The organism is Alcaligenes parafaecalis (assembly GCF_026344135.1).
Classification (GTDB): Bacteria; Pseudomonadota; Gammaproteobacteria; order Burkholderiales; family Burkholderiaceae_B; genus Alcaligenes; species Alcaligenes parafaecalis.
Map to the genome: position 1 here is coordinate 339,408 of NZ_JAPKNA010000003.1, position 23,897 is coordinate 363,304.

A 23,897-nucleotide genomic window follows, 5' to 3' on the forward strand; every position below is an offset into this window, starting at 1 on the left:
AAACAGGGCCAGCAAGGCCGTCTTGCCCTTCAGATGGCCTATTTACCCTGGCATTTTGTAATGTTTTTATTGAGACCTTCCAAGGGCAAGTGGATGCGCACGCAAAAGCGCTCTTGCTGACGGGCAAATTCCAGTCGGCCACCATGGGCGCGGGTGACTTCATCGCAGATACTCAGGCCCAAACCATAGCCGCCGGTAGAACGATTGCGTGATGTTTCCAGGCGATAGTAAGGGCGCAGGACCTTGGCCTGTTCCTCGATGGGGATGCCGGGGCCATCATCAGCCACGGTGATGATGTATTTGTCTGCGCTGTGCTGGGCGGAAATATAAACCGCTTGCCCGTAACGCAGGCCATTGGAGATCAAATTCTCCAGACAGCGGCGAATGCGCTGAATCTGGATTTGCAAAATAGCCGGTTCCAGCTCGGCCAGACTGATCTTTTCCCCCAGGTCCTGCCGGTTGATGCTGACGGCGGTCAGCAGGGCGGCAATATCCACTTCTGCAAAGGCTTCCTCAGAGGTCTGGAAACTCATCAGCTCCATGGTGGAGTTGACCAGTTGCTTGAGCTGCTCTACGTCCCGGTTCAGGCTCATTCTTAGATTTTCATCCTGTACTTTTTGTACACGCAGCTTCAGGCGAGTGATGGGGGTGCGCAAATCGTGGGACACGGCCGAGAAAAAGTAGGAGCGCTCTTCAATATGTTTTTGCAGTCGCTCGACCATATTGTTAAATGCCACACCCAATCGTTTGAACTCCTTGGAGCCACCTAGCTGGATTTTCTCCTGGTTTCGGTTCACATCAATTTCCAGCACGCTTTTTTCCAGCTTCTTGAGGGGTCTGAAAATGAAGTTCAGACACAGCGTCAGGGCGATGACCACCAGAATCAGGCGAAAGAAGTAGATGCGTAAAAAGTAGTCGTAGGTAAAGCGCAGATTGCCGATGGAACTCCAGCCCTGGTTCTCCACAACATGCAGCCGCCACTGTTGCCCGTCAGAGAGTTTGAAGACGGCCACAAAAGACACATCCACCAGATTCAGTTCGCGGGAAAAGGCATCGAACAAGGCAAAGCCACCTGCCTGTTCCGTCGGCCTGGCCTTGTTGACAGCAATCAGATGAAAGTTCTTGCAGGCCCCGGTGCGTTCTTGAATGACTTTCTCAAAGAATAGCCCGAAGTCTTCGCCCATATTGGACTGGTAGTTCAGGGCCAGCTCATCGTTAACAGGAGTTGCTGTGACGCCGGATAGGAGGCTGGGCTCTATTTCCAGCCCGTGGGCCAGTTGGGACTCGGCATAGAGATACCAGTCTGAAAAGCGCACCGCAGCAATGCGAGCAGGCGTTTCTATCAGTACTTGCCTGCGCATTTGTGACCACATCGTGCCTGTCAGAATCTGGGCGATCAGCAGGCCGATGACGACGACTAGTGTAATTTTGCTGCGTAGCCGTTCTGGATAAAAAAACCAGATGGCGTGGCGCAGCTTGCTCATTATTGAATTGTTGTCAGACAAACCCATTGTTTATTCGGCGTGCAGGGACTGGGGATCTATGTACAGGATGTAGCCCTCGTTACGCACCGTGCGCACAATCTCCGGCTTGGAGCGATCTTTTTCTATGTAATGGCGAATGCGGCTGATGCACACATCAATGGCCCGGTCTTCATAGGTCAGGTTGCGGCCGAAAGCACGGCGTAAGAGCAAAGCCCGCGATAGAACCTTGTTGGGCGATTCCAGCAAGGCCATCAGCACATGAAAGTCCGAGTTAGGCAGGGAGATCGTGACGCCCTGAGGGGAATACAACTGACGTGCATTCAGGTCCAGTTGCCAATCCAGGAAGTGATAGCGCGAGGGCGGGGTGTCCTCTGTCACCGTGTCCTGCTGGCTTGGTGGGGCTGCATGGCGTCGGATAACCGCTTTGCAGCGTGCCAGCAGTTCCCGCGATTCAAAAGGTTTGACCACGTAGTCATCTGCACCCAACTCCAGCCCCGCCACCTTGTCGGCCAGTTCGTTGCGCGCCGTCACCATGATGATGGCCGGAGGATTGTCGATAGCGCGCAATTGCTTGCAGAGCTCCAGGCCATCTTCGCCGGGCAGCATCAGGTCCAGCAGCACCAGGGAAACTGGATAGCGCTTGAGTAGTTCAAAGGCTTGCTGGCCACCTTCGGCAATATGCGTTTTGAAGCCGCCAAAGCTCAATTCCTGAGCAATCAGCTCGGCCAGTTCTACATCATCTTCGACGATTAATACACGGCGTTGGGGGCTGCTTAATCCTGTCATTACATACCATTACATTGCGATTGGGCGGGGACATAAGGCGAAACATCGCCTGAAACCATACACGCTAATCTTACGGCGAACAAGAATTGTTCTCATTATTAAACAGGAGTCATGTTTTGCCGTTCCCTTCATCCCGTCCACCCCTCAAGCCTCTTGCCGCCTTGATCCTTCTTGCCCTGAGCGGGCAGGCTGCCTGGGCGCAAGACGCACCCGCCATGCTCAAACCCATTACGGTCAAGGGTCACGAGCAGGCAGAGCCCGAAGACAGCTATCAGAAGATTTACAGCAAAAGCTCGACCGGGCTGCGCATGGAAGAAAAAGATACGCCGCAGGCCATTACCAACATCACGCGCCAGCAGATGGAGGATCAAAACATTCAGTCCCTGGATGATGCCTTGACCTCGGTTTCCGGCATTAGCGTCAATGAGGTGGATATTGGTTCGCGTACAACCTATAGGGCGCGTGGCTTCAACATCAATAACTACAAGATTGATGGCCTGGAGTTCAATGGCGAGTCGGGCTTTTCCGGAATAGGCGGGGCGGTGAATATGGACCTGTACGAAGACGTCAGCGTCTTGCGTGGGGCCAATGGCTTGCTGGGTGGCACGGGTGATCCGTCGGCCAGCATTTCTCTGTCACGTAAAAAAGCGTACCGGGAGTTTGGCTTGCAAGGCAATGTCGAGCTGGGTAGCTGGCGCAAACGACGCCTGATGGGGGATATCAATACCCCCCTGACTCAAGATGGGGATTTGCGGGCGCGGCTGGTGCTCAGCGGGGATGACAGCCATACCTTCCGTGACAATGAAAACCCCAGGAGCTTTGGCCTGCTGGCCACCATGACCTACGATTTCTCGCCCGATACCAGCGTGACGGCGGGTTACGAGTACACCTATAAAAAGCACAAGGGCACATCCTGGGGCACGAACGTACCTATCTGGTTCTCGGACGGCACCCGTACGGATTTTGATCGCAGCTATCACCCGGTTGCAGACTGGAGCTATACCCAGCGCAAGAATCACACCTGGTTTGCAAACCTGGAGCAGAACCTGGGCGGTGGCTGGCATGCCGATGCCAACTACAGTTATAGCGACCTGGAAAGCATCAATAACTTCGGGGTGCTGAAAGCCAATAGTGCCGGTTCGCGTTGGGGCTTTTTTAATAAAGAAACCGGCTTGGCGTACTTGAATAGCCTGCATTCAGAGAGCGAGGGCAATCAGCATGCCTTCTCACTTAATGTCACGGGGCCATTCAAATTGCTGGGCCGTGAGCATGAGCTGATTCTGGGCTTTAATGGCCAGCGTTCGGAGGAGACTTCCTATCAGTTCAGCGGCGCACTCGGAAACTGCAATATTGATGGCCATGTGCCTGCGCGTGGGTGTCAGTACCGTCTGGATCTGCCTACCAACTGGCAAAGCTGGAATGGCAATGAGTATGGCGCACCGCAAACCTTCCGTACCGATGCGCGCGGTGTGACTCGCACCACGAACTACGGCCCGTATATCGCCACCCGTCTGGAGCTGGCTGACAATCTGAAAGTCATTCTGGGCTCGCGGTATAGCTTTTACAAAACCTATGCCTACGATTACGACCAGAACAATGTCAAAAGCGCACGTCGCTCCGAACTGGACAAGAAGGTATGGACACCCTATGTGGGCCTGACCTTTGATGTCACGCCGAATCACACGCTCTACACCAGCTACACCGACGTGTTCAAACCGCAAAGCCAGCGTGATGTGGCGGGTAATATCATCAAGCCAATCACGGGTGCCAGCTACGAGGCGGGTATCAAGAGCAGTTGGCTGGATGATCGTTTGTCCAGCACCGTGGCCGTGTTCCATGCCAAGCAAACTAACGTCGCCAAGGCCGATGATGATCGCACCGTATTGGATACAGGCGATCAGGCGTATGTGGCGAATGCGACGGGTATCAAATCTACAGGTGTGGATCTGCAGTTGGCGGGGGCGCTGACGAACCGCTGGAACGTGTATGCAGGCTATACCTATATGAATGTGGTCGATTCCAGCCCCAATAGCAGCCCACGCCAGGACCCGCGTCACAGCTTCCGTGTCAGCACGACTTATCGCCCGGATATTCTGGCCGACAAGCTGACCTTGGGAACCAGCATCAGCTACGACAGCTCCACCACGTCTACGCCTATGCCGGGTCGTCCATTAGCGGGTGGGGGTTTTGATAACAGCCCGATCCGTCAGTCCGGCTATATGCTGGCCCACGTGATGGCTCGTTACGATGTAAGCAAAAACCTGAGCGTGACCGCACGCGTCAATAATCTGTTTGATAAGGAATACTATCGACAGTTCGGTTTCTATAACGGCCTGATTTATGGTGAGCCGCGTAACCTCATGGTGAATGTACAAGCCCGCTTCTAAGGACGCTTAGTTGGGACGGTAGAAAAGCGGCGCTACCAAGTAGCGCCGCTTTTGCCTAAGCAGGAATTTTCGTGGCAAGTGTGCCAAAGTCCAGAGTTATGATGCGGTTGCGATATGTCGATTAGCCGCAATTTGTCCGCATCAGGAGTGATAGGCATGGTTCCATTCGGGTTAAGTCCAGCACAGTTTCAGTTACGCTATAAGCGCTGCCTGGAACGAGCTTCAACGCATTTCATCACCGAGCTACGTACCTTGTTCACTTTGCCTGTGCCGGACAGTGTGGTGGATGCCGAGGTGCAAATCTTCTTTGGTGAGGATGGCCTGGAAATCCCGTCGGCGTGGATTTACTACAGCGGCGAAAATAATAAAGTTGATAGCAGCGACCCTTCCATTTTTCCCGGTAGAGCCATGGAGCTGTCTCTGGGCTTGGACAAGATGGATGCCTTCCACGAAGACTATTTTCTGGACGAAGACTTTGATGGCCTGAGCATCGCGGCTAACACCACTAAAGCGTGGTTTGCAGAATGCTGGTGGAAAGCGGGTGGATGGAGCTATGCCGTTCCCGTGACGGCATGGGTGCACGATGGCTTTGGGGACGGTGAGGGTCTTGAGTTGTCAGAAAGGCGATAAGGCCGTGCAGGAGTAGTTCCTGACTACCTAAAGGGCTACTACTGCTTATTCTGTTTCTTTGTTCAAGCCTGCTCGTATTGTTATTGTGGGTGGGGCTTGGGCGGTACCTGACAGGGTAGTGGGTCTTGTTTCTGTCTGTTGTCCGAGAGTAGAAAGCAAAAAGCCATTTCCGAAGAAATGGCTTTTTTACTGAATATGGCGCGGCTGGCAGGATTCGAACCCACGACCCCTTGGTTCGTAGCCAAGTACTCTATCCAACTGAGCTACAGCCGCTAAAGAAGTAGAAATATAGCACGGCTATTTTTACTTGTCACCACAATATCCAAGATTTTTACGCAAATAGTCTTTTTTATGGCTTTTGTCGGGAGCAAGAAGGGCAGCAGGCATCCGGAACCAGGCTCCTCAGCAGATGGTACGACTATCGTTGTGGCGGCTTTCAGAGGCTGGAATCATAGGCCGATAATGCGGGTGCAAAGCCGAATCCTCAAACAGTCCATGCGGGATGACTTGCCCCACAGGGAACAAAGTCGCATTATTACGCCATTGTTTTGGAGCCCAATGTAATGGATCTATCGAAAATTACCTGCACTGAAGATTTCCGCCTGGCGGCTAAACGCCGCGTGCCCAAGATGTTTTATGACTATGCCGACTCCGGCTCCTGGACGCAGGGCACTTACCATGCGAACGAGCAGGATTTTCACAAGCTGAAATTCAAACAGCGCGTAGCCGTCGATATTGATCACCGCAGCTTAAGGACCAAGCTGCTGGGCCAGGATGTTGCCATGCCTATGGCCATTGCTCCTACCGGTTTGACCGGCATGCAGCACGCCGACGGTGAAATGCTGGCGGCGATGGCGGCTCGGGATTTTGGTATTCCTTTCACCTTGTCCACCATGAGCGTGTGCTCGCTGGAAGACGTGGCCCAGGCCACTCGCGCCCCGTTCTGGTTTCAGCTCTATGTGATGCGGGATCGCAGCTTTATCGAAAACCTGATTGCACGGGCCAAAGCCGCTAACTGCTCGGCTCTGGTGCTGACTCTGGATTTGCAAGTGCTGGGTCAGCGTCACAAGGATATTAAAAACGGGCTGACTACGCCTCCACGTCTGACCATTCCTAATCTGCTGAATCTGGCGACCAAGCCCTACTGGTGCCGCAAGATGTTAGGCACGCACCGTCGCAGCTTTGGCAATATCGTCGGTCACGCCAAGGGTGTGTCGGATCTGCGCTCCTTGTCGACCTGGACGGCCGAGCAGTTCGACCCGACCTTGAACTGGAAAGACATTGAGTGGATCAAGAATGCCTGGGGCGGCAAGCTGATTGTGAAAGGCATTATGGATGCAGACGATGCCCGTTACGCCGTCGATAGCGGGGCGGATGCCCTGATTGTGTCCAACCACGGTGGCCGTCAGTTGGATGGCGCACCTTCTTCAATCTCTTGCTTGCCTGCAATCGGCAAAGCTGTGGGCGACAAAATTGAAGTGCTGGTAGATGGCGGTGTTCGTAGCGGTCAGGATGTATTACGTGCCCGTGCCTTGGGTGCGCAGGGCGCCATGATTGGTCGTGCTTTCTTGTACGCCTTGGGTACAGCAGGGCAGGCGGGCGTGGCTCGCCTGCTGAAGTTGATGGCTAATGAACTGGACGTGTCGATGGCCTTTTGCGGCCGTACCGATATCAATCAGGTAGATCGCTCTATCCTGTTGAATCCTGATATTTTCGACCGCCCCGGTTATTGAAGACCGGTATGCAAAGGCCCTGGCTGGACCGGCAAATGACCGCGTCCGTGGGGCCCATTCAAATCCAGTACAGGGCCAGCAGGCACAATCCCGCTCGGGTTCAGATGACGGTGGCTGCTGTAGTAGTGAGTCTTGATATGATCCAGGCTGACCGTATCGGCCACACCGGGCATCTGGTACAGCTCCAGCATGTAGTTCCACAGATTCGGGTAGTCCATCAGACGGCGCAGATTGCATTTGAAATGGCCGACATAGACCGGATCAAAACGAATCAGGGTGGTGAACAGACGCCAGTCGGCTTCTGTCAGACGTGTACCGGTCAGGTAACGCTGTTGGGCCAGCCGTGCTTCCAAACCATCCAGGCTGTCGAACAGAGCGTGAACTGCCGTGTCATAAGCCGCTTGTGAGCGGGCAAAACCGGCTTTATACACACCGTTATTGACGGTGTCATAGACATGGGCGTTGATCTGGTCAATTTGCGCCAGCAAGTCGGCTGGAGCCATATCCAGTTCACGCGCTCCCAGGCTGTCAAACGCCGTATTGAAAATACGGATGATTTCGGCAGACTCATTATTGATAATCGTGCCGCGCAGCTTGTCCCATAGCACAGGAACCGTAATCCGGCCTGTAAATTGCGGGTCAGCCTTGGCGTAGAGCTGATACAGAAACTGGGCGTCCATCACCGGGTCAGGCACCACGCCCTCTGCCGGTTCAAAGGTCCAGCCTTGCTCGCCCATGATGGGATTGACCACCGATACCGAAATCAGTTTTTGCAGCCCTTTCAATTCGCGCATGATCAAGGTGCGATGCGCCCAGGGGCAGGCTAGCGAGACATACAGGTGATAGCGATTGGCCTGGGCGGGCTGGGCTGCCTGACCATCGGGACCGGGGCCGCCATCGGCGGTAATCCAGTCCCGGAAGGCAGACTGGGCACGTTGAAACGTATCGGACGTTGTGCTACTGACAGGCTCTTTGCTATGCCATTGTCCATCTATCATCATGCCCATCTGTGTACTCCGTTTTAGCCTTTCAGCTTGATTGCAATTTCAGCGATATGACGGCCCTGGAAGCGGGCACCGTCCAGCTCGTTCTGGCTGGGTTGACGTGAACCGTCGCCCCCGGCAATGGTGGACGCACCGTAAGGGCTGCCGCCAGTGACTTCAGTGAGCAGGGTCTGGCCTGCAAAGCTGTAGGGCAGGCCCACCACGATCAGGCCAAAGTGCATCAAGTTATGAATAATGGACAGCAGCGTCAGCTCCTGCCCGCCGTGTTGGGTAGCGGTAGAGGTAAAGGCCCCACCCACTTTGCCATTGAGTGCGCCGCGCGCCCACAGGCCACCGGCCTGATCCAGGAAGCTGGCCATTTGCGAGCTGATGCGCCCAAACCGGGTGCCGGTGCCCACAATAATGGCGTCGTAGTTTTCCAGGTCGGCAATAGTGGCGACGGGGGCGGCTTGATCCAGCTTGAAGTTCGCTTTCTGGGCCACCGCTTCCGGGACCAGTTCAGGGACACGCTTGATGTCCACCGTCGCGCCAGCGCTTTGCGCGCCTTCGGCAACCGCTTGAGCCATTTTTTCGACGTGGCCGTAGGCGGAGTAATAGAGAACCAGGACTTTTGCCATTTGAACTTCTCCAGAAAAGCGATCAACAAGGAATCGAACGGGGCAGCGGCCTCAGGACCTGGCCTGGGCGCGCTTGCTAAAACGATCATAGTCGGGCCAAGCCCGCTATGACAAACCGTTGGGCGATTTGTTTTGTGTCAGAGTCTGTCTTGCCGTGGGCAAGGCCACGGCAGGCAGAATCAAGCGGGAAGCAGGGCGTAGGTCGTGGTGGCGTGGGCCGCCAGACGGTCTTGTTCGTCCAATAGCTTGATATCACCGAACACCATGCTTTTGCCACGTTTCAGAACCTGGGCATGGACCAGCACATCGCCCTGGCTGACCGGGCGCACAAAGCTGGTATTCAGCGATACGGTGGTCATGGGGCGGAACTCGCCCAGACTTTGGCTGACAGCCAGCACCATGGCGGTATCGGCCGCTGCCATATAGACCTGGCCGCAAACCACACCCGCTACATGGGTAAGCTGCTCAGAAAAGGGTAGTCGCAAAACCACACCGTCCTCGGCAATACGCTCTACGCGCAGCTTCAGGGCTTGTACCCAGGGGGCGAAAAGCGTGTCGAGCAGGTGCTGAGCTTGTTCTTGGGTCATGTCTATCAGCCGCAGTAAATCGAGGTAATCCGGTTTTGTTCATCGATCCGAATGCTCAGGCGGGTGGGATCGTAGTCGGTGGTGTACATGCGATCTGGAGCCAGTATGCGGGCTTGGGCGGCACCGGCTTGTTTCACCAGACGCTCGACCTGGCTTTGGCTGGCGGTCTGCCCGACTGGGTTCAGGGCGTCCGCATTGCACACGCCGCCAGAGGAATTGCTGAACGAAGATGTCGAGCCAGTTTGGGCGCTATTGCCTGTGGCGGTGCAAGCGGCCAGCAAAACGGCGGGAAGGACGCTGAGTAGTACGGAGAGTCGCATGAGAAATCCTTAAAAGCAGCTAGGAAGCATTCAGCTTGAAGGATTAATAATACCTGTTCTAGGCGGGGCGTTTAAGGCTTGTTCAAGGCACTTTTTGCGGCTGCTTTGCCGGTTTTGGCCGAGACCGCCGGATGTTGGGCAATGCAATAGCGCAAGGGGGCCTTGGCCCAGGCTCCTGCATAGTCCACACCGATGCGTGGACCAATCTGGATTTGATCCAGTGGCAGGGCGGGTGCGTCCAGCCAATGCAAGGTGGGGACGCAAGCATCGGCCCCGTTATAGCTTTTGTCGATTCCCAGCCCCTTGCACAGACGGCCTGGGCCTGACAAAGAAGGGCCGCCTTCTGGCGAAACCCACTGGGCTGCACGCAAGAGCACCGCCGTGCCGTCGCCTTCCACACCGCTGACCATATTCATGCAGTGGTGCAGGCCATAAATCAGATAGACATAGGCATAGCCTGCCGGGCCAAACATCAGTCGGGTGCGCTCGGTAATGCCGCGGCGGCTGTGGGCGGCCTGATCTTCCGGCCCCAGATAGGCTTCTGTTTCGACAATGGTGGCGCAGCGCTGGCCGCGTTCGTCATTCACAACCAGGGTTTTGCCCAGCAACTCCAAGGCGACGTAACGCGGATCGCGGGCAAAGAACGTCCGTGGCAGGTAGAGCGCAGACTCAGTCATTTCCGGGAATCCGCTCCAACTTGTTCAACCAGGCCTGTTTTTGCTCCTTGGGCAAAAAGGAGGAGCGCAGGCTATTGGCTGCCAGAGTACGCAAATCGGCTTCCTGCAAATTCAGGGCCTGGGCGGTTTGCATATAGTTGTCCAGCAGATAACCACCAAAATAAGCCGGGTCGTCCGAGTTCACACACACGTTCAGGCCGCGATCCAGCAAGTGCTTCAGATTATGCTGGTGCAGACTGTCAAAGACCTTGAGCTTGATATTGGACAGAGGACAGACTGTCAGGGAAATGGCGTGGTCGATCAAATATTGCATCAGGGCCGGGTCGTCCTGGCTGCGTACGCCGTGGTCGATACGCTCTACTTTCAAAAGTTGAAGGGCGTCCCGCACATAGCTGGCCGGGCCTTCTTCACCGGCGTGGGCGACCAGTCGGAAGTCCAGCTCACGGCAGCGAGCATAGACTTTTTCAAACTTGGCGGGAGGATTGCCCTTTTCCGAGGAATCCAGGCCAATCGCAATCCACAGGTCGGAATACTGATTGCGTAAGGGCAGGGCGGCTTCCAGGGTGGCAAAAGCGTCGGCTTCGCTCAGGTGGCGCAGGAAGCTCAAGATCAGATAACTGCTGATCCCCAGCTCGGACTTGGCCTGGCGGGCGGCACGGGCGATCCCGGCGAACACGGTTTCCATGGCAATCCCGCGTGCCGTGTGGGTTTGCGGGTCAAACATGATTTCAGTATGGACAATGCCATCGGCCTGGGCGCGCAGAAAGTAGGCCCAGGTCATGTCAAAGAAATCCTGCTCGGTAATCAGCACACCGGCCCCGGCGTAGTACAGATCCAGAAAGGATTGCAGGTCGGTAAATTGGTAGGCGGCGTGCAGGCTGGCCTGGTCGGGATAGGACAGCGTAATGTGATTGCGCTGGGCCAGCTTGAAAATCAAGTCCGGTTCCAGCGTGCCTTCTATATGAAGGTGCAGTTCGGCCTTGGGCAGTTGGCGGGTAAATTCGCGTAAGGAAAAAGCGGAATCAGACACGGGGCGCTCCTGGTAGCCAGCATATGCGCCCCATTATACGGAGGCGGGCGCCTTGGGTCAGGCGTCCTTGCCGCGCAATGCGCCTATTGCCAGAAAGAGCCAGGCCAGAATCATGGCTACCCCGCCGATGGGGGTAATCGCACCTAGCCATTTGACGCCGCTTAGCACCAGAATGTACAAACTTCCGCTGAAAATCAGAACGCCAGCCAGCATCAGAATGGCGCTGCGGGATTGCCAGGCGGAATTCAATTGAGAGCTCAGGGCGACGATCAATAGCAGGCCCAGGCCATGCAGCAACTGATACAACACGGCGGTATGCCAGGTGGCCAGTGCAGACGCATCAACCATGGAGCGTAGCGCGTGGGCACCAAAAGCACCCAGGCCTACGCCCAGAGCCAGAATCAGTGCGCCCAGGCACAGGATGGATCGTGAATTCATGTCTTTCCTTGCAAGTCTCCGCAGTGGCGGCGCGGAAGGAGGCCAGTGCTATTATCGAACAAAAAAATCTGCTTTGTCTGCAAGGAGACAGCATGGAAGAAATAGCTCCGGTCACCCCAGATGCACAGGATGTAGTGGTGGCCGCGTATCGCTATCAGGCTGGCCAGCCTGCCCAGGCTTTGGATGTTCACCATTTACCCAGTCATAACCCTGCGCAGGACGGTTTTATCTGGATTGGCCTGAAAGATCCTGGCGAGGCAAGTTTGCGCGAGATTGGTGGGCAGTTAGGCCTGCCGGAAAATGCGATCGAGGAATTGATTGCACCGCATCGTCGTCCCAAGTTGCTGGAGTTCAGCAATTGTCTGATCGTGGTGGCGATAACCTTGGGGCTGAAAGAGTTGCGCCCTGTTTTTGGTACGACCCAGATCCTGATTGCGCACGGCTTACTGTTGACTGTGCGCCGTGGCTCCAACAGTAATTATTTACAACTGCGTGCCCGTCTGGAAAGTACTCCTGAATTGTTGGCGCGCGGCAGCGATTTTGTAGCCTCCGAATTACTGGATCTGATTGTGGACCAGTATCAGACTTGTTTGGAGCAGACAGAAAAAGCGGTAGAAGCGATTGAGCAGCAGTTCTTGATCCGTGGTTTCAAAGAGAACGATGTTCGGCGCATCTATCGATTGCGACGCGATTTGCTGCGTGTGTATAACGCTGTGTCGCCGTTGTCAGAGTTAAGCCGCCGTTTGTCGCGGGTGGAACTGGCCTATGTGGATGCTGAAAGCCGTGCCTATTTTGGTGAAGTGTCAGACCGCATTGCCCGTACCTCCGAATTCATCAACAGCTTGCGTCAGGCTCTGGCTTTCGCGTTTGAAGGTGGCTTGATGATAGGGCAGATGCAGCAAACTGACACCACCCGCAAGCTGGCTGCCTGGGCCGCTATTTTGGCTGTGCCGACAGCGGTGGCGGGGATTTACGGCATGAACTTCAAGTTCATGCCCGAGTTGGAGTGGACGATGGGCTACCCCCTGGCCCTGGGCCTGATGGGGAGCGTTTGCGGCTTTTTATACTGGAAATTCAAGAAGGCCAAATGGCTCTGACGTAGGACAGCAATAGGCCGAGCCGGGGCCACTATCAAGGAGGCGTGATGGATCTGAAACAGCAGTTACAGAATCAGGTGCCGGATTTGATTGACGACGATCTGTTTGTCGAAGACCCGGTTTTACAGATCTGGTACAGAAAGCTGGCGTCCACTAAGGCCCAGGCGGGTCTGGCCGATTATGGTCGCAAGCTGGGTTCGGCATACTGGCGCGAACAAGGGGCCTTGGCGAATCGACAGCCACCGCAATGGCGTGGCTGGTCGGCGCAAGGTCAGCATATTGATCAGGTGGATTTTCATCCCTCCTGGCACCACTTGATGAGTCTGGGTATGGAGCAGGGCCTGCATATCTGGCCCCATCAGGCGCAGCCCGGTCAGCATCTGGAGCGGGCAATCGGTTTTTATATGCACGGTCAGATCGAGGCGGGCACCCTCTGCCCCCTGACCATGACGCGCGCCGCCGCTCCTTTATTGCAGGCGGACCCCTTTCAGGAGTGGGCGGCTCAACTGGACCAGACTCAGTACGACGCGTCCAGTCAGGTGTTGAGCCAAAAACAGAGCGTGCTATTGGGCATGGGCATGACGGAAATGCAGGGTGGCTCTGATCTGCGCGGATGTACCACCGAAGCCCACCCTGATGGCGCTGCATTTCGTCTTTATGGGCATAAATGGTTTTTCTCCGTGCCGCAGGCTGACGGGCATCTGGTACTGGCTCGCGAGCACGAACAGTTTTCCTGCTTCTTGATGCCTCGCTATACCGAATATGGCTTGAATCGCCGCTATATACGCAGGCTGAAAGACAAGCTGGGTAATCGCTCCAATGCCAGTGCCGAGATTGATTTTGACGGTGCCCTGGCCTGGCGCGTGGGGCAGCCCGGTCGCGGCATCGCCTTGCTGGCCGGAATGGCCGCCCGAACTCGTATTGATTGCGTGCTGGGCAGTGCGGCCTTGATGCGGCAGGCCCTGGTGCAGTCGCTTCATTACTGCCAGCATCGGGTTTGTTTTGGCAAAGCCTTGATCGACCAGCCCTTGATGCAGGCTGTCCTGCTGGATATGAGCCTGGAAAGCGAAGCTGCCACGCATCTGGCTTTGTTTCTGGTGGATTTGCAGGAGCGTGTTGATGATCCCGTCGCACAGGCCGTGCTGCGTATTCTGTCCCCCGCTGCCAAATTCTGGGTCTGCCGTCGCGCCATAGCCCTATGTGCCGAGGCCATGGAAACCTGGGGTGGCAATGGCTATATCGAGGAGGGGCCCATGCCGCGTCTTTTGCGGGAAGCCCCCGTCAACTCCATCTGGGAAGGTTCAGGCAATGTCATGTGTCTGGATGTGCAGCGTGCGCTAGGCCAGGAGGGTGTGTTCGAGGCCCTGCAGACTGATTTGCGTGCCCGCTGTGGAGACGATGCCGAGCTGGGCCGGGCGGCTCAAGCCTTGCTGGATACCGTATCCCAGGCTGGAGGCCGGGTCTGGACACAAAAACTGGCCGTCTTGTACCAGGCCTGTTTGATGCGCCAACTGGCCCCCGATGCCGTGGCCGATCTGTTTATGGCCCAGCGTGTGCAACAGGGCCCGTCGGCGGTATTCGGGCTGGAAGGCGTAGAGCAGAGTGACTGGTATCTGCACCGTGCCTGGCCCCGCCTGCAAACCTCCTGATCAGAGCCCGACTACTAGGGACATTGCTCTGGACAGGCGGTGCGCAGTATCTATAATTTGTTAGCCCTGTTTTCCGCTACCTGCCTGGAGTGTTGTCCGCATCATGACTGTGTTTTCCTTGTCCGGCTTTTCTTCTTTGACTCGGCACGCAGCCGTTTGTGCAGGTCTGACGGCGGTGATAACTGCCTGGACCTTGCCTGTTCAGGCGCAGGACTTTGAGCTGACAGGGCGTGTGGTGCGGGTTGCTGATGGCGATACGTTGACGATTCTGGGCCGTGACAACAAGCAGCAGCGTGTGCGTCTGGCCAGTATTGATGCGCCTGAAACCAGCAAGGACAGCCGTCGCCCCGGTCAACCCTTTGCGGTGGCCTCCCGGCGCTTTCTGTCTGATCTGGTATCAGGCAAACAACTGACCTTGTCTTGCTACGAGCGTGATCGCCATGGCCGTGCCGTGTGCGATGTGCCTTTGGACGATGGCGAAACCGCTAATCAGAAACTGGTGCGTGCCGGTATGGCAATGGCGAACCGGGAAAAGCGTGGTCGTTTCCTGCGCGATCCTCGCATTGACGGGTTGGAGCGCGAAGCCAAAGAGGACCGCGTTGGCATCTGGTCCGAACCCAATCCTGTGCCGCCATGGAAATGGCGCTATGACTGCTGGCAGCAAGGGCAATGCTAAGCCCCTTGCGGCGGATCGGGCTGGCTCTGATATGTACCGCACTGGCCGCATGCTCCAAGCCTGTTAACAGCCCTTATCACGAAGAAAGTGCAGCGGAAAATACGCTGTACAGCGCGTTTACGACCCGTTCGCCTAATCACCTGGACCCGGCCTTGTCCTATTCAGGGGACGAGACGCCGTTTACCTATTCGATTTACGAGCCTTTATACGGTTACCACTACCTGGATCGGCCGTATCGCCTGATTCCCAAAGCGGCTGCCGAGCTGGTTGACGATCCGGTGTATCTGGACGAACACGGCAATCGACTGCCTGCAGATGCGCCTGGTGAGCAGGTGGCGGTCAGTCGTTATGACATTCCCATCAAGCAAGGCATTGCCTTTCAACCGCATCCGGCCTTTGCGCAGGACGAACAAGGGGAGTATCGCTATTACCCCATGCGGGCTCCCGACTTGAATGATGCTTTCAGCATTACGGACTTTGCCTATACCGGTTCGCGGGAATTGACGGCCCATGACTACGTTTATGCCTTCAAACGTCTGGCCAGCCCGCGTTTGGCTTCACCCGTTCTGGGCGTCATGGCCGAGCATATACGGGGTTTCAAGGAGTTCAGCGAAGAGCTGGCGCAGATCGACAAGCAGGAACCTCGTCCGCAATGGCTGGATTTGCGTCCTTATTCCTTGCCGGGCGTGAGAGCCCTGGATAAGCACACGTTGCGTATCGAGGTAAACGGCAAATATCCGCAATTCAAGTATTGGTTGGCCATGACTTTTACGGCCCCCATGGCCTGGGAAGCAGAGCGGTTTTACAGCCAGCCCCGTATGGCGCAGCACAATCTGACGCTGGATAGCTGGCCGGTGGGCACTGGCCCATTCATGCTGACCGAATCCTTGACCAACCGCCGCCATGTCTTGAGTCGCAACCCTAACTATCGGGGTGAGCCCTATCCCTGCGTAGGTGCTCCCGGCGACCAGGAAGCTGGTTTACTGGCCGACTGCGGTAAACCCATGCCCTTTCTGGACAAAGTGGTGTTCTCTTTGGAGAAAGAGGGTGTGCCTTTAATGGGCAAGTTCCTGCAAGGCTATTACGACATTCCACAAGTGGAGCGGGGTGAGTATGGGGTCGCCATGACTGTCGCCGCACAGGACTCGGTGGATAAAGCCAATCTGTACCAGGAGCGAGGTTTGCAATTACGCACCTCTCCTGAAGCGCAATTGTTTTATATGGGCTTTAACTGGCATGACCCCGTTGTCGGCAAAGGCGATACGCCAGAGCAGGCCGAGCAAAATCGCAAGCTGCGTCTGGCGATCAGCATTGTGTTCGATTGGGAGCAGTACGTTTCCATCTTTATGAATGACCAGGGGCAGGCCGCGCATAGCCCCTTGCCGCCTGGTGTGCCTGGTTATCAGCCCCTGCCTCAAGGGGCTAATCCTTACGTCTACACCAAAGACAATGGCGTGGTGAAACGCCGTAGCCTGGACGAGGCCCGCGATTTGTTGCGCCAGGCCGGTTATCCCGATGGGCGAGACAGCCGCAGCGGCAAACCTTTGATTCTGTATTACGACTCCATGATGGGCATGGGTTCGGACGCCACCGTGGACTGGATGCGCCGTCAATTGGCCCAGGTGGGTTTGCAATTGGAAGTGCGTGCGACCGACTACAACCGCTTTCAGGACAAGATGAAACGTGGCGCAGCACAGATATTCCTTTGGGGTTGGGTGGCGGACTACCCGGATGCAGAAAACTTCTTCACCTTGCTGTACGGCCCACAAGCCAAAAAAGACTTTGGCGGAGAGAATGCGGCCAATTATCAAAGCGCCGAGTTTGACCGTTTGTACGAGCAAATGCGCTTTCTGAATGATGGTCCCGACAAAGAAGCTGTGGTCCAACAGATGATTCGTCTGGTGCAACATGATGCTCCCTGGATGTTTGGCTACGTGCCCAATGCGGGTGGTGCCTACCAAAGCTGGGTGCGCAATGCCAAGCCGTCCATGATGGTGCGGGATGGCATTCAGTATTACCGCATCGAGCCCGAACAGCGCGTGGAGCAGATTGACCGCTGGAATCGCCCCGTGTGGTGGCCTGCCATTCCGGTGGTGCTGCTGGTGCTGATCCTGTTCTGGGTGTTGCGCTCGCAAGCGCAGGCCCGCCGCCGACAAGTTGCCCTGCGCAAGGAGAAAGACTGATGTTTTCCTATATGCTGCGGCGCATTCTGTACGGCGTGCTGATTCTGATCGGGGTCAATCTGCTGACCTTTGTGCTGTTCTTTGCGGTCAATACGCCCGACGATATGGCGCGTTTGTCTATTGGTGGACAGCGCGTCAGCCAAACCGCGATTGAGAACTGGAAGGCCGAGCGTGGTTATAACAAGCCGCTGTTTTATAACGCTCAGGCTGAAGGTTCCAAAACGCTGACCGATACGATTTTCTATGAACGCTCCGTCCCCTTGCTGCGCCTGGACTTTGGCTTGTCCGATCAAGGACAAGACATTGCCTATCAAATCAAGCAACGCATGGGGCCTAGTCTGGCGCTAGCCCTGCCTACTTTCTTTTTAGGCTTATGGGTGTGTATCAGCTTTGCCTTGCTGATGGTGTTCTTCCGGGGAACACGGCTGGATTTTTCTGCCGTTGTGCTCTGCGTGGTGCTGATGTCCATTTCAGGTTTGTTCTACATCATTGCCGGGCAGTGGATGTTTGCGAGGGTGCTGCGCTGGGTGCCGTTTTCAGGTTGGGTGGAAGGCATGGATAACTGGCGCTTCCTGGTCTTGCCTGTACTGGTCGGGATTCTGTCCCGAGTCGGGGCCGAGTCGCGTTTTTACCGCAGCCTGTTTCTGGAAGAGGCCAGCCGCGACTATGTGCGTACCGCACGTTCCAAGGGTTTGGCGGAATCTACCGTGCTGTTCCGTCATGTCTTGCCCAATGCGCTTTTGCCCATCCTGACAGGCACGGTGTCAGCCTTGCCCTTGCTGTTTATGGGTAGTCTGATTTCCGAGTCTTTTTTTGGTATTCCGGGTCTGGGCAGCTTCACCATTGATGCCATCAATGCCCAGGACTTTTCCATTGTGCGTGCCATGGTGTTTTTAGGATCGATGCTTTATATCGCCGGTTTGATTCTGGCGGATATCTCCTACACCCTGGTTGACCCTCGCATTCGTTTCAGTTGAGCCCGCCATGCCACAGTTCGTCTTTCTCTGGACCGATACCTTTGTGCTGGCACTGTTTCTGGCGATGGCGCTCTATACCTGGCGGGTCGTCAAACGTCCTGCCTTGCGCTCGGCCTGGGCCAGCGTGGCGCGTACACCGTCAGCCATGTGTGCCGCCGTATTCCTGATCTTTTTCCTGTTGATTGGCCTGCTCGATTCCATTCACTATCGGCCGATTTTGCCCGCAGCGCCGGGGCAGGAAGCCAGTGCGCCCAGCTATGCGCCAGTCGCCCGTTCGGCACTGGATGATGTGTTGAAAATGGCTGGCCTGACCGAGGTTGAAAAAACCTATTCAGCCCCTTTGGCGCGCTTTCAGTTGACCAAGGAAAGCATGCTGATAGATGGCAAGCCCGTGCGGGACTTCCCGCGTTTGGTGAATGCCGGGGTAGGCATGGACACAGCGGCAGAGCATCAACAGGACATTCTGCACTTAAGTATCAAGGGTCTGGCATGGGGGCTGGCAGCCAGTCTTGTGCTGGCGCTTTTGCTGACACTTTGGGGGCGTAAACAGGCGATGGAGCCAGGCTGGGGAGCCGCCTGGCGTTACTGGTGGCAGGGGCAAGGTCTGGTGAGCTGGAGACTGGTCTGGTTCAGCGCTTGCGCCTTGATGATCGTGCTGTGTCTGGTCCTGAGCCTGAGCGCGAATTATTACGTACTGGGTACAGACCGCACCGGCAACGACATTATCTGGCAGGCCCTGAAAAGCGTGCGCACGGCTCTGGTTATCGGCACCTTGACCACCTTTGCCATGTTGCCGCCCGCCATTATTCTGGGTTTGGCCGCGGGCTACTTCCGGGGCTGGGTGGATGATGTCATTCAGTACATCTACACCACCTTGACGTCCATACCCGGTGTTTTGCTGATCGCCGCTTGTGTGCTGATGATGCAGGTCTACATCGACACGCACCCCGATAGCTTTGATACCGTGGCCGCCCGTGCCGACCTGCGTCTGTTCATGCTGTGCCTGATTCTGGGGTTGACTGGCTGGGCTGGTCTGTGCCGCCTTTTGCGTGCCGAGGTCCTGAAACTGCGCGAGCTGGACTATGTGCAGGCCGCTCAGGCCTTTGGTGTCGGCCATTTGCGCATCATGTTCCGTCACCTCCTGCCCAATGTGATGCACATTGTGCTGATCACCCTGATTCTGGAGTTCTCCGGTCTGGTGCTGTACGAGGCCGTGCTGTCTTATCTGGGCATAGGCGTGGACCCCAGCATGCCATCTTTCGGACGCATGATTGATGCGGCCCGCAGCGAACTGTCTCGCGACCCCATCATCTGGTGGGGGCTGGCCGGGGCCTTTGTCATGATGCTGGGATTGGTTCTGTCTGCAAACATCTTTGCTGACGCGGTGCAAACGGCCTTTGACCCTCGCACCCGTCGTTTCAAGACTTTGCGAGTGCGTCGTACAGAAGGAGCCAAGGTATGAGCCAGCTTGACAGTGTCTCCGCCGTGAAGCCTTCAGCCACGCCTGCTGTTTTGCATATCGAGAATCTGGAACTGCGCGTACAGTCCGATGCCGGTATCCAGAGTGTGGTGCGTAACTTGTCTCTGGCTGTCCAGCGAGGTGAAACCTTTGCCTTGGTTGGCGAATCTGGCTGCGGTAAAAGCATGACGGCAATGGCAATCTTGCGCCTGCTGCCTGAAGCGGCCTGGATGCAGTCCGGCAGCATTGCTTTGGGAGGGCTGGATTTACCGCCATTACCCGAGCAGCAAATGCAGGATGTACGCGGCAAGCGCATCAGTGTGATTTTTCAGGAACCGTCCACCAGTCTGAACCCGGTCATGTCCATCGGGCGGCAGATTAGCGAGGTGATCCGGCGTCACGAAGTTGTCCCCGCCGGGCAGGAGCGGGCAACGGCGATCAAATGGCTGGAGCGTGTCGGTATTCCCGGTGCCGCTCAGCGTTACGACGACTTTCCCTTTCAGTTTTCGGGCGGGCAAAAGCAACGCATCATGATTGCGATTGCCCTGGCTGCCGAGCCTGATCTGCTGGTCGCGGATGAGCCAACTACCGCTTTGGACGTAACGGTTCAGGCACAGATTTTGCAGTTGCTGGCCGATATACAGAAAGAAATGGGCCTGGCTATTTTGCTGATTACCCACGACCTGCTGCTGGTGCGACAGTACGCCGACTATGTGGCTTTGATGCGGCACGGGCAAATTGTGGAAGCGGGCTTGGCAAGTCAGTTTTTCCTGCGACCTACTCATCCCTACGCCCGCGAGTTGCTGGACGCCATCCCCACCTTTGAAAAGCGTGGACGTCCCTTGTCCCGCGCCATCGCACCGATTGAGGCCGTTGCCCCGCGCAATAGCGGCAAAGAATTGGTTCTGGATATCCAGAGTTTGTCCGTTGCCTATAAGCAGGCTGGCTCCTGGTGGCGACGTTTGCCTGTGATCCCTGTGGTCCAGGATTTGAGCCTGCAACTGCACAAGGGCGAAACCCTGGCTTTGGTTGGTGAGTCTGGCTGCGGTAAAAGCACTGTCGCGCGCACCTTGATGCGTTTGCTGGATCATCAGGCGCAGATCAGCGGACAGGTGCAAATGCAGGGTCAGAATGTCTTGCAAGTCAAAGGCAAAGCGCTGCGGCAATTGCGTTCGCGACTGCAGATTATTTTCCAGGACCCTTACGGATCGCTGGACCCGCGCATGATGGTGGGGGACATTCTGCTGGAAGGCCTGAGCGCACTGCGCCCCGAGCTGGATACCAAGACGCGCCGCAAGCGAATTGAAACTTTAGTGGATCAGGTTGGTCTACCCAAGAACTCCCTGGATCGCTATGCACACGAGTTCTCCGGCGGTCAGCGTCAGCGCATTGCAATCGCACGAGCCTTGGCGGTAGAACCTGCTGTCCTGATTTGTGATGAACCTACTTCAGCGTTGGACGTTTCCGTACAAGCGCAGATTCTGGATTTGATGCGCGAACTGCAGATGGAACTGGGTCTGGCTTATTTGTTTATTACTCATAATTTTGGGGTGGTGGAATATCTGGCCGATCGTATTGCTATCATGGCCAAGGGACGCATTGTGGAGCAGGGTAGTGCGCAGCAGGTTTTGTTCCATCCCCAGGAAGAGTTGACTCAGCGTCTGCTGGCCGCTGTTCCTCGTTAAGCCCCACTGCAAGCCGGGGTAGCGTTAATTCGCCCGGCACTTCTATGCCACAATACGGCTGTCTGTCCGCCCATTGATACACACATTATGAGTCTGAAGGTTTTTGATCTGGAATGCGAACACGCCCATGTGTTCGAGGGTTGGTTTAGCTCACGCGAAAGTTACGATGAGCAGATAAGTCGTGGGCTGCTGTGTTGCCCCGTCTGCGACAGCCACCAGGTCAAACGCAAGCTGTCGGCTCCACGTATCAATGTGGGTGCGCAAGAAAGTATCAGTGCACCGGTCAGTAGCACCCCCGTGCCAGCGCCCCTGCCTTCAACCATGCCGACCGAAGAGCAAATGCGGGCGATTCAAGGCCAGCTATTGCAAGAACTGCGTTCGGTCATTCGCAATTCGGACAATGTGGGCACCCAATTTGCCCAGGAAGCACGCCGCATGCACGAAGGCGATATCGAACCGCGTGCCATACGTGGTCAGGCCACGGTGCAGGAGTATCAGGAACTGGCCGACGACGGCATTATTGCCATGCCGATTCCTGACTTTCTGGATGATGATCGCCTGCAGTAATTGCCTGCGTCATTTCTTTTAGCCGCCGATGCAAGGTGCTGCGATGCAGCCCCAAGGCACGCGCCGCTTGTGAAATATTCCCTTGATGCTGTTCCAGGGCCTGCTGTACGGCCGCATATTCCTGTTCTTTTAGAGTTTTTGGCTTGGGGGCGGCAGGAAAGCTTGCCTGTTTCACGATGATATTGCTGGCTTCTAGAGCCGGGGCAGGTAGTGGAGCAGGATGCTCGGCACCCAAACATGGCAGGGCAGGCAGGTCTTGCGCCAGCCAGAGTCTCCCTGGATAGTCCTGCACAATAATTTGCAGCAGCACTGATCGTAGCTGGCGGTAGTTACCCGGCCAGTCGTACTCCTGTAGTGTGAGCAGAGCCTCCGGGTGTAATTGAGGAGCGGCCTGACCCTGAGCCAGCACTGCCAGCTCTTGGGAAATATAGTCGCCCAAATCGCTGCGCTCTCGCAGGCTGGGCACCTTGCAGATGTAATCTTGCAGCCGGAAATACAGGTCGGCGCGGAAACGCCCATCGCGCACCAGAGTCTCCAAGGGTTGATGGCTGGCGCTGATTAGCTGGAAATCCAGTCTGTGCGTACGCTCCGAGCCCAGCGCTTGAACCTCGCGCTCCTGCAGAACTCGTAGCAGGCGGCTTTGCAGGCCCACCGGCATGTCGCCAATCTCATCCAGAAATAGCACACCACCATGAGCCTGACGCAATTTGCCGGCATAGCCCTGACGACGGGCCCCGGTAAAGGCACCGGCCTCATAACCAAATAGTTCGGCTTCAATCAATGTTTCGGGCAGGGCAGCGCAGTTAATGGCCACAAAAGGGCCGGACTGGGCCTTGTTACGGCGATGCAGCTCCCGCGCCATACGTTCCTTTCCCGAGCCGCTGGGGCCGCTTAGCAAAATAGACAAGCCCATTTGCATGGCTCGCAAGGCGGGCTCCAGCACATTTTCCTGTTGAGGCGAGAGTTGCGGGGTATCCGCAGTCTCGGTTTGAGTTCGCGCTTGAGTCTGAACGCTGCGGGCAGGCCCTTGAGATTTAGTTGCCGTACTCAGGTGCAGCGTTGTCGGTCTATTCGTATTCTTGGCCTGCTCCAATACTGCATTCAGATCCTGGCCTGGTAGTTCCTGCCAATCGTGTCGCAATAAATGGGCTGCCAGCTCATCGGCAGCCACAATCATGTCATCTTCCAGAACAAGACGACCGCTAAAAGCGCTATTGAGCAGGCCGGGGTCGGTGTGCAGATGCAGCAGACGACGCGTAGGTGTGCACAGCGATTCCAGCATCTGACGGCTGATCTGACGAGCGTATAGCTGTGCCAAGTCCAGCGCGTAGTGGTGCTCCAGTTCCGACGGCCCGGAAATATCCAGCACCCCAATAATCTGACCGTACGGGTCATAAATGGGGGCGGCGTGGCAGCTCAAAATCCGATTGTCTGGCAGATAGTGCTGGCTACCGTGAATCTTGATGGGCTGCGCGCAAACAAGGGCGGTACCAATTGCATTCGTACCGCGATGATTCTCCGCCCAACTGACGCCAGCTCGTAAGGCTACCTGCTCAGCCCGCTGTAAAAAATGCGGGTCGCCCGCCTGTTGCAACACCGTGCCTTGTGCGTCGCATAGTAAAACCAGACTGCGATGCGGGTGTACCAGCGCCGCCAGATCCTGCACCGCCGCAGAGGAGTGGTGCATCAAGTGGTGCTGCTGTTCCAGTAACTGTCGCAGTGCACCCTGGCTCATGTCGCGGGGTGCGGCACTTAACTCCGACTCCATCGTCTGACAGCGCTCCCAGGACTGACGCCACATGGTTTCGTTGGTTTGCGGGCAAAACGAAGGTAGAGAAGTCATGAGTGTGCTCCGGGAGGGGTGTCGCATTCTGCGACAGTGCTCGCGTTTTGCGACAGTAGCTGTCGCAG

At 56.2% G+C, this 23,897-nt stretch carries 21 protein-coding genes and 1 tRNA gene; 11 read left to right on the forward strand and 11 right to left on the reverse strand.

Annotation, left to right across the window (positions count from 1 at the left end):
* Nucleotides 1-38: 38 nt before the first annotated feature.
* On the reverse strand, nucleotides 39-1,484 hold the full coding sequence (locus OSH09_RS12085; RefSeq protein ID WP_266121102.1) for a sensor histidine kinase: 1,446 nt from the start codon (nucleotides 1,482-1,484) through the stop codon (nucleotides 39-41).
* A 30-nt stretch (nucleotides 1,485-1,514) separates the two neighbouring features.
* A complete protein-coding gene (locus OSH09_RS12090) occupies nucleotides 1,515-2,270 on the reverse strand; it encodes a response regulator (protein WP_266121103.1) in 756 nt (251 codons plus the stop codon).
* Between the two features lie 116 nt (nucleotides 2,271-2,386).
* Here OSH09_RS12090 and OSH09_RS12095 point away from each other — a divergent pair, with 116 nt between their 5' ends.
* Nucleotides 2,387-4,657 carry a TonB-dependent siderophore receptor gene (locus OSH09_RS12095; protein WP_266121104.1) on the forward strand — a complete coding sequence of 757 codons (2,271 nt, stop codon included), beginning with the start codon at nucleotides 2,387-2,389 and terminating at the stop codon, nucleotides 4,655-4,657.
* 156 nt (nucleotides 4,658-4,813) lie between these two features.
* Nucleotides 4,814-5,287: a hypothetical protein gene (locus OSH09_RS12100; protein ID WP_266121105.1), complete on the forward strand. Its 474-nt coding sequence runs from the start codon at nucleotides 4,814-4,816 to the stop codon at nucleotides 5,285-5,287.
* Between the two features lie 196 nt (nucleotides 5,288-5,483).
* On the opposite strand, the gene OSH09_RS12105 is transcribed toward OSH09_RS12100, so the two are convergent.
* Nucleotides 5,484-5,560, reverse strand: a tRNA-Arg gene (locus OSH09_RS12105).
* Nucleotides 5,561-5,850: 290 nt separating this feature from the next.
* Between OSH09_RS12105 and OSH09_RS12110 the strand changes: the two genes are divergently transcribed.
* Nucleotides 5,851-7,020, forward strand: coding sequence for an alpha-hydroxy acid oxidase (locus OSH09_RS12110; protein WP_266121106.1), 1,170 nt, complete (start codon nucleotides 5,851-5,853; stop codon nucleotides 7,018-7,020).
* On the opposite strand, the gene OSH09_RS12115 is transcribed toward OSH09_RS12110, so the two are convergent.
* The 7 genes from OSH09_RS12115 to OSH09_RS12145 all read right to left on the reverse strand — a co-directional run bounded on the left by OSH09_RS12115 (nucleotide 7,014) and on the right by OSH09_RS12145 (nucleotide 11,693).
* Nucleotides 7,014-8,027 (reverse strand): glutathione S-transferase family protein, encoded by a 1,014-nt coding sequence (locus tag OSH09_RS12115; RefSeq protein ID WP_266121107.1) that lies wholly within the window; start codon nucleotides 8,025-8,027, stop codon nucleotides 7,014-7,016. The genes OSH09_RS12110 and OSH09_RS12115 overlap by 7 nt on opposite strands.
* Before the next feature lie 14 nt (nucleotides 8,028-8,041).
* Nucleotides 8,042-8,641: an NAD(P)H:quinone oxidoreductase gene (wrbA, locus tag OSH09_RS12120; protein ID WP_207873581.1), complete on the reverse strand. Its 600-nt coding sequence runs from the start codon at nucleotides 8,639-8,641 to the stop codon at nucleotides 8,042-8,044.
* Between the two features lie 179 nt (nucleotides 8,642-8,820).
* A complete protein-coding gene (locus OSH09_RS12125; RefSeq protein ID WP_207873582.1) occupies nucleotides 8,821-9,228 on the reverse strand; it encodes a PaaI family thioesterase in 408 nt (135 codons plus the stop codon).
* 5 nt (nucleotides 9,229-9,233) lie between these two features.
* The gene (locus OSH09_RS12130) at nucleotides 9,234-9,548 is read right to left on the reverse strand and encodes an I78 family peptidase inhibitor (RefSeq protein WP_207873583.1); all 315 of its coding nucleotides are present in this window, start codon (nucleotides 9,546-9,548) and stop codon (nucleotides 9,234-9,236) included.
* 71 nt (nucleotides 9,549-9,619) lie between these two features.
* The gene (locus OSH09_RS12135) at nucleotides 9,620-10,225 is read right to left on the reverse strand and encodes a DNA-3-methyladenine glycosylase (protein WP_207873584.1); all 606 of its coding nucleotides are present in this window, start codon (nucleotides 10,223-10,225) and stop codon (nucleotides 9,620-9,622) included.
* Nucleotides 10,218-11,255, reverse strand: a complete 1,038-nt coding sequence (locus OSH09_RS12140) for an adenosine deaminase (protein ID WP_266121108.1) — start codon at nucleotides 11,253-11,255, stop codon at nucleotides 10,218-10,220. The genes OSH09_RS12135 and OSH09_RS12140 overlap by 8 nt, the downstream gene beginning before the upstream one ends.
* A 57-nt stretch (nucleotides 11,256-11,312) precedes the next feature.
* Entirely contained in the window at nucleotides 11,313-11,693 is a 381-nt protein-coding gene (locus OSH09_RS12145) for a DUF423 domain-containing protein (protein ID WP_222667495.1), read from the reverse strand.
* 92 nt (nucleotides 11,694-11,785) lie between these two features.
* Between OSH09_RS12145 and OSH09_RS12150 the strand changes: the two genes are divergently transcribed.
* The 8 genes from OSH09_RS12150 (at nucleotide 11,786) to OSH09_RS12185 (ending at nucleotide 21,986) form a co-directional block, all read left to right on the forward strand.
* Entirely contained in the window at nucleotides 11,786-12,790 is a 1,005-nt protein-coding gene (locus tag OSH09_RS12150; RefSeq protein WP_266121109.1) for a magnesium and cobalt transport protein CorA, read from the forward strand.
* 47 nt (nucleotides 12,791-12,837) lie between these two features.
* The gene (locus OSH09_RS12155) at nucleotides 12,838-14,439 is read left to right on the forward strand and encodes an acyl-CoA dehydrogenase family protein (protein WP_266121110.1); all 1,602 of its coding nucleotides are present in this window, start codon (nucleotides 12,838-12,840) and stop codon (nucleotides 14,437-14,439) included.
* 103 nt (nucleotides 14,440-14,542) lie between these two features.
* The gene (locus OSH09_RS12160; RefSeq protein ID WP_266121111.1) at nucleotides 14,543-15,115 is read left to right on the forward strand and encodes a thermonuclease family protein; all 573 of its coding nucleotides are present in this window, start codon (nucleotides 14,543-14,545) and stop codon (nucleotides 15,113-15,115) included.
* On the forward strand, nucleotides 15,109-17,298 hold the full coding sequence (locus OSH09_RS12165) for an ABC transporter substrate-binding protein (RefSeq protein WP_266121112.1): 2,190 nt from the start codon (nucleotides 15,109-15,111) through the stop codon (nucleotides 17,296-17,298). The genes OSH09_RS12160 and OSH09_RS12165 overlap by 7 nt, the downstream gene beginning before the upstream one ends.
* Nucleotides 17,298-18,275, forward strand: a complete 978-nt coding sequence (locus tag OSH09_RS12170) for an ABC transporter permease (RefSeq protein ID WP_207873590.1) — start codon at nucleotides 17,298-17,300, stop codon at nucleotides 18,273-18,275. The genes OSH09_RS12165 and OSH09_RS12170 overlap by 1 nt, the downstream gene beginning before the upstream one ends.
* Before the next feature lie 7 nt (nucleotides 18,276-18,282).
* Complete coding sequence (locus OSH09_RS12175; protein ID WP_266121113.1) at nucleotides 18,283-19,737, forward strand: ABC transporter permease; 1,455 nt, start codon at nucleotides 18,283-18,285, stop codon at nucleotides 19,735-19,737.
* Nucleotides 19,734-21,419: an ABC transporter ATP-binding protein gene (locus OSH09_RS12180; RefSeq protein WP_266121114.1), complete on the forward strand. Its 1,686-nt coding sequence runs from the start codon at nucleotides 19,734-19,736 to the stop codon at nucleotides 21,417-21,419. Before OSH09_RS12175 ends, OSH09_RS12180 begins: the two co-directional genes overlap by 4 nt.
* Nucleotides 21,420-21,506: 87 nt before the next feature.
* On the forward strand, nucleotides 21,507-21,986 hold the full coding sequence (locus tag OSH09_RS12185) for a DUF1178 family protein (protein ID WP_266121115.1): 480 nt from the start codon (nucleotides 21,507-21,509) through the stop codon (nucleotides 21,984-21,986).
* On the opposite strand, the gene OSH09_RS12190 is transcribed toward OSH09_RS12185, so the two are convergent.
* Complete coding sequence (locus OSH09_RS12190; protein WP_266121116.1) at nucleotides 21,937-23,829, reverse strand: sigma-54-dependent Fis family transcriptional regulator; 1,893 nt, start codon at nucleotides 23,827-23,829, stop codon at nucleotides 21,937-21,939. The two genes, OSH09_RS12185 and OSH09_RS12190, sit on opposite strands and share 50 nt — an antisense overlap.
* Nucleotides 23,830-23,897: the final 68 nt, after the last annotated feature.

Bases quoted from the DNA above. Each gene is read 5' to 3' on its own strand.
- OSH09_RS12085 (WP_266121102.1), bottom strand. From the start codon at position 1,484: ATGAGCAAGCTGCGCCACGCCATCTGGTTTTTTTATCCAGAACGGCTA.
- OSH09_RS12090 (WP_266121103.1), bottom strand. From the start codon at position 2,270: ATGACAGGATTAAGCAGCCCCCAACGCCGTGTATTAATCGTCGAAGAT.
- OSH09_RS12100 (WP_266121105.1), top strand. From the start codon at position 4,814: ATGGTTCCATTCGGGTTAAGTCCAGCACAGTTTCAGTTACGCTATAAG.
- OSH09_RS12110 (WP_266121106.1), top strand. From the start codon at position 5,851: ATGGATCTATCGAAAATTACCTGCACTGAAGATTTCCGCCTGGCGGCT.
- OSH09_RS12115 (WP_266121107.1), bottom strand. From the start codon at position 8,027: ATGGGCATGATGATAGATGGACAATGGCATAGCAAAGAGCCTGTCAGT.
- wrbA (WP_207873581.1), bottom strand. From the start codon at position 8,641: ATGGCAAAAGTCCTGGTTCTCTATTACTCCGCCTACGGCCACGTCGAA.
- OSH09_RS12125 (WP_207873582.1), bottom strand. From the start codon at position 9,228: ATGACCCAAGAACAAGCTCAGCACCTGCTCGACACGCTTTTCGCCCCC.
- OSH09_RS12130 (WP_207873583.1), bottom strand. From the start codon at position 9,548: ATGCGACTCTCCGTACTACTCAGCGTCCTTCCCGCCGTTTTGCTGGCC.
- OSH09_RS12135 (WP_207873584.1), bottom strand. From the start codon at position 10,225: ATGACTGAGTCTGCGCTCTACCTGCCACGGACGTTCTTTGCCCGCGAT.
- OSH09_RS12145 (WP_222667495.1), bottom strand. From the start codon at position 11,693: ATGAATTCACGATCCATCCTGTGCCTGGGCGCACTGATTCTGGCTCTG.
- OSH09_RS12150 (WP_266121109.1), top strand. From the start codon at position 11,786: ATGGAAGAAATAGCTCCGGTCACCCCAGATGCACAGGATGTAGTGGTG.
- OSH09_RS12155 (WP_266121110.1), top strand. From the start codon at position 12,838: ATGGATCTGAAACAGCAGTTACAGAATCAGGTGCCGGATTTGATTGAC.
- OSH09_RS12160 (WP_266121111.1), top strand. From the start codon at position 14,543: ATGACTGTGTTTTCCTTGTCCGGCTTTTCTTCTTTGACTCGGCACGCA.
- OSH09_RS12165 (WP_266121112.1), top strand. From the start codon at position 15,109: ATGCTAAGCCCCTTGCGGCGGATCGGGCTGGCTCTGATATGTACCGCA.
- OSH09_RS12170 (WP_207873590.1), top strand. From the start codon at position 17,298: ATGTTTTCCTATATGCTGCGGCGCATTCTGTACGGCGTGCTGATTCTG.
- OSH09_RS12175 (WP_266121113.1), top strand. From the start codon at position 18,283: ATGCCACAGTTCGTCTTTCTCTGGACCGATACCTTTGTGCTGGCACTG.
- OSH09_RS12180 (WP_266121114.1), top strand. From the start codon at position 19,734: ATGAGCCAGCTTGACAGTGTCTCCGCCGTGAAGCCTTCAGCCACGCCT.
- OSH09_RS12185 (WP_266121115.1), top strand. From the start codon at position 21,507: ATGAGTCTGAAGGTTTTTGATCTGGAATGCGAACACGCCCATGTGTTC.
- OSH09_RS12190 (WP_266121116.1), bottom strand. From the start codon at position 23,829: ATGACTTCTCTACCTTCGTTTTGCCCGCAAACCAACGAAACCATGTGG.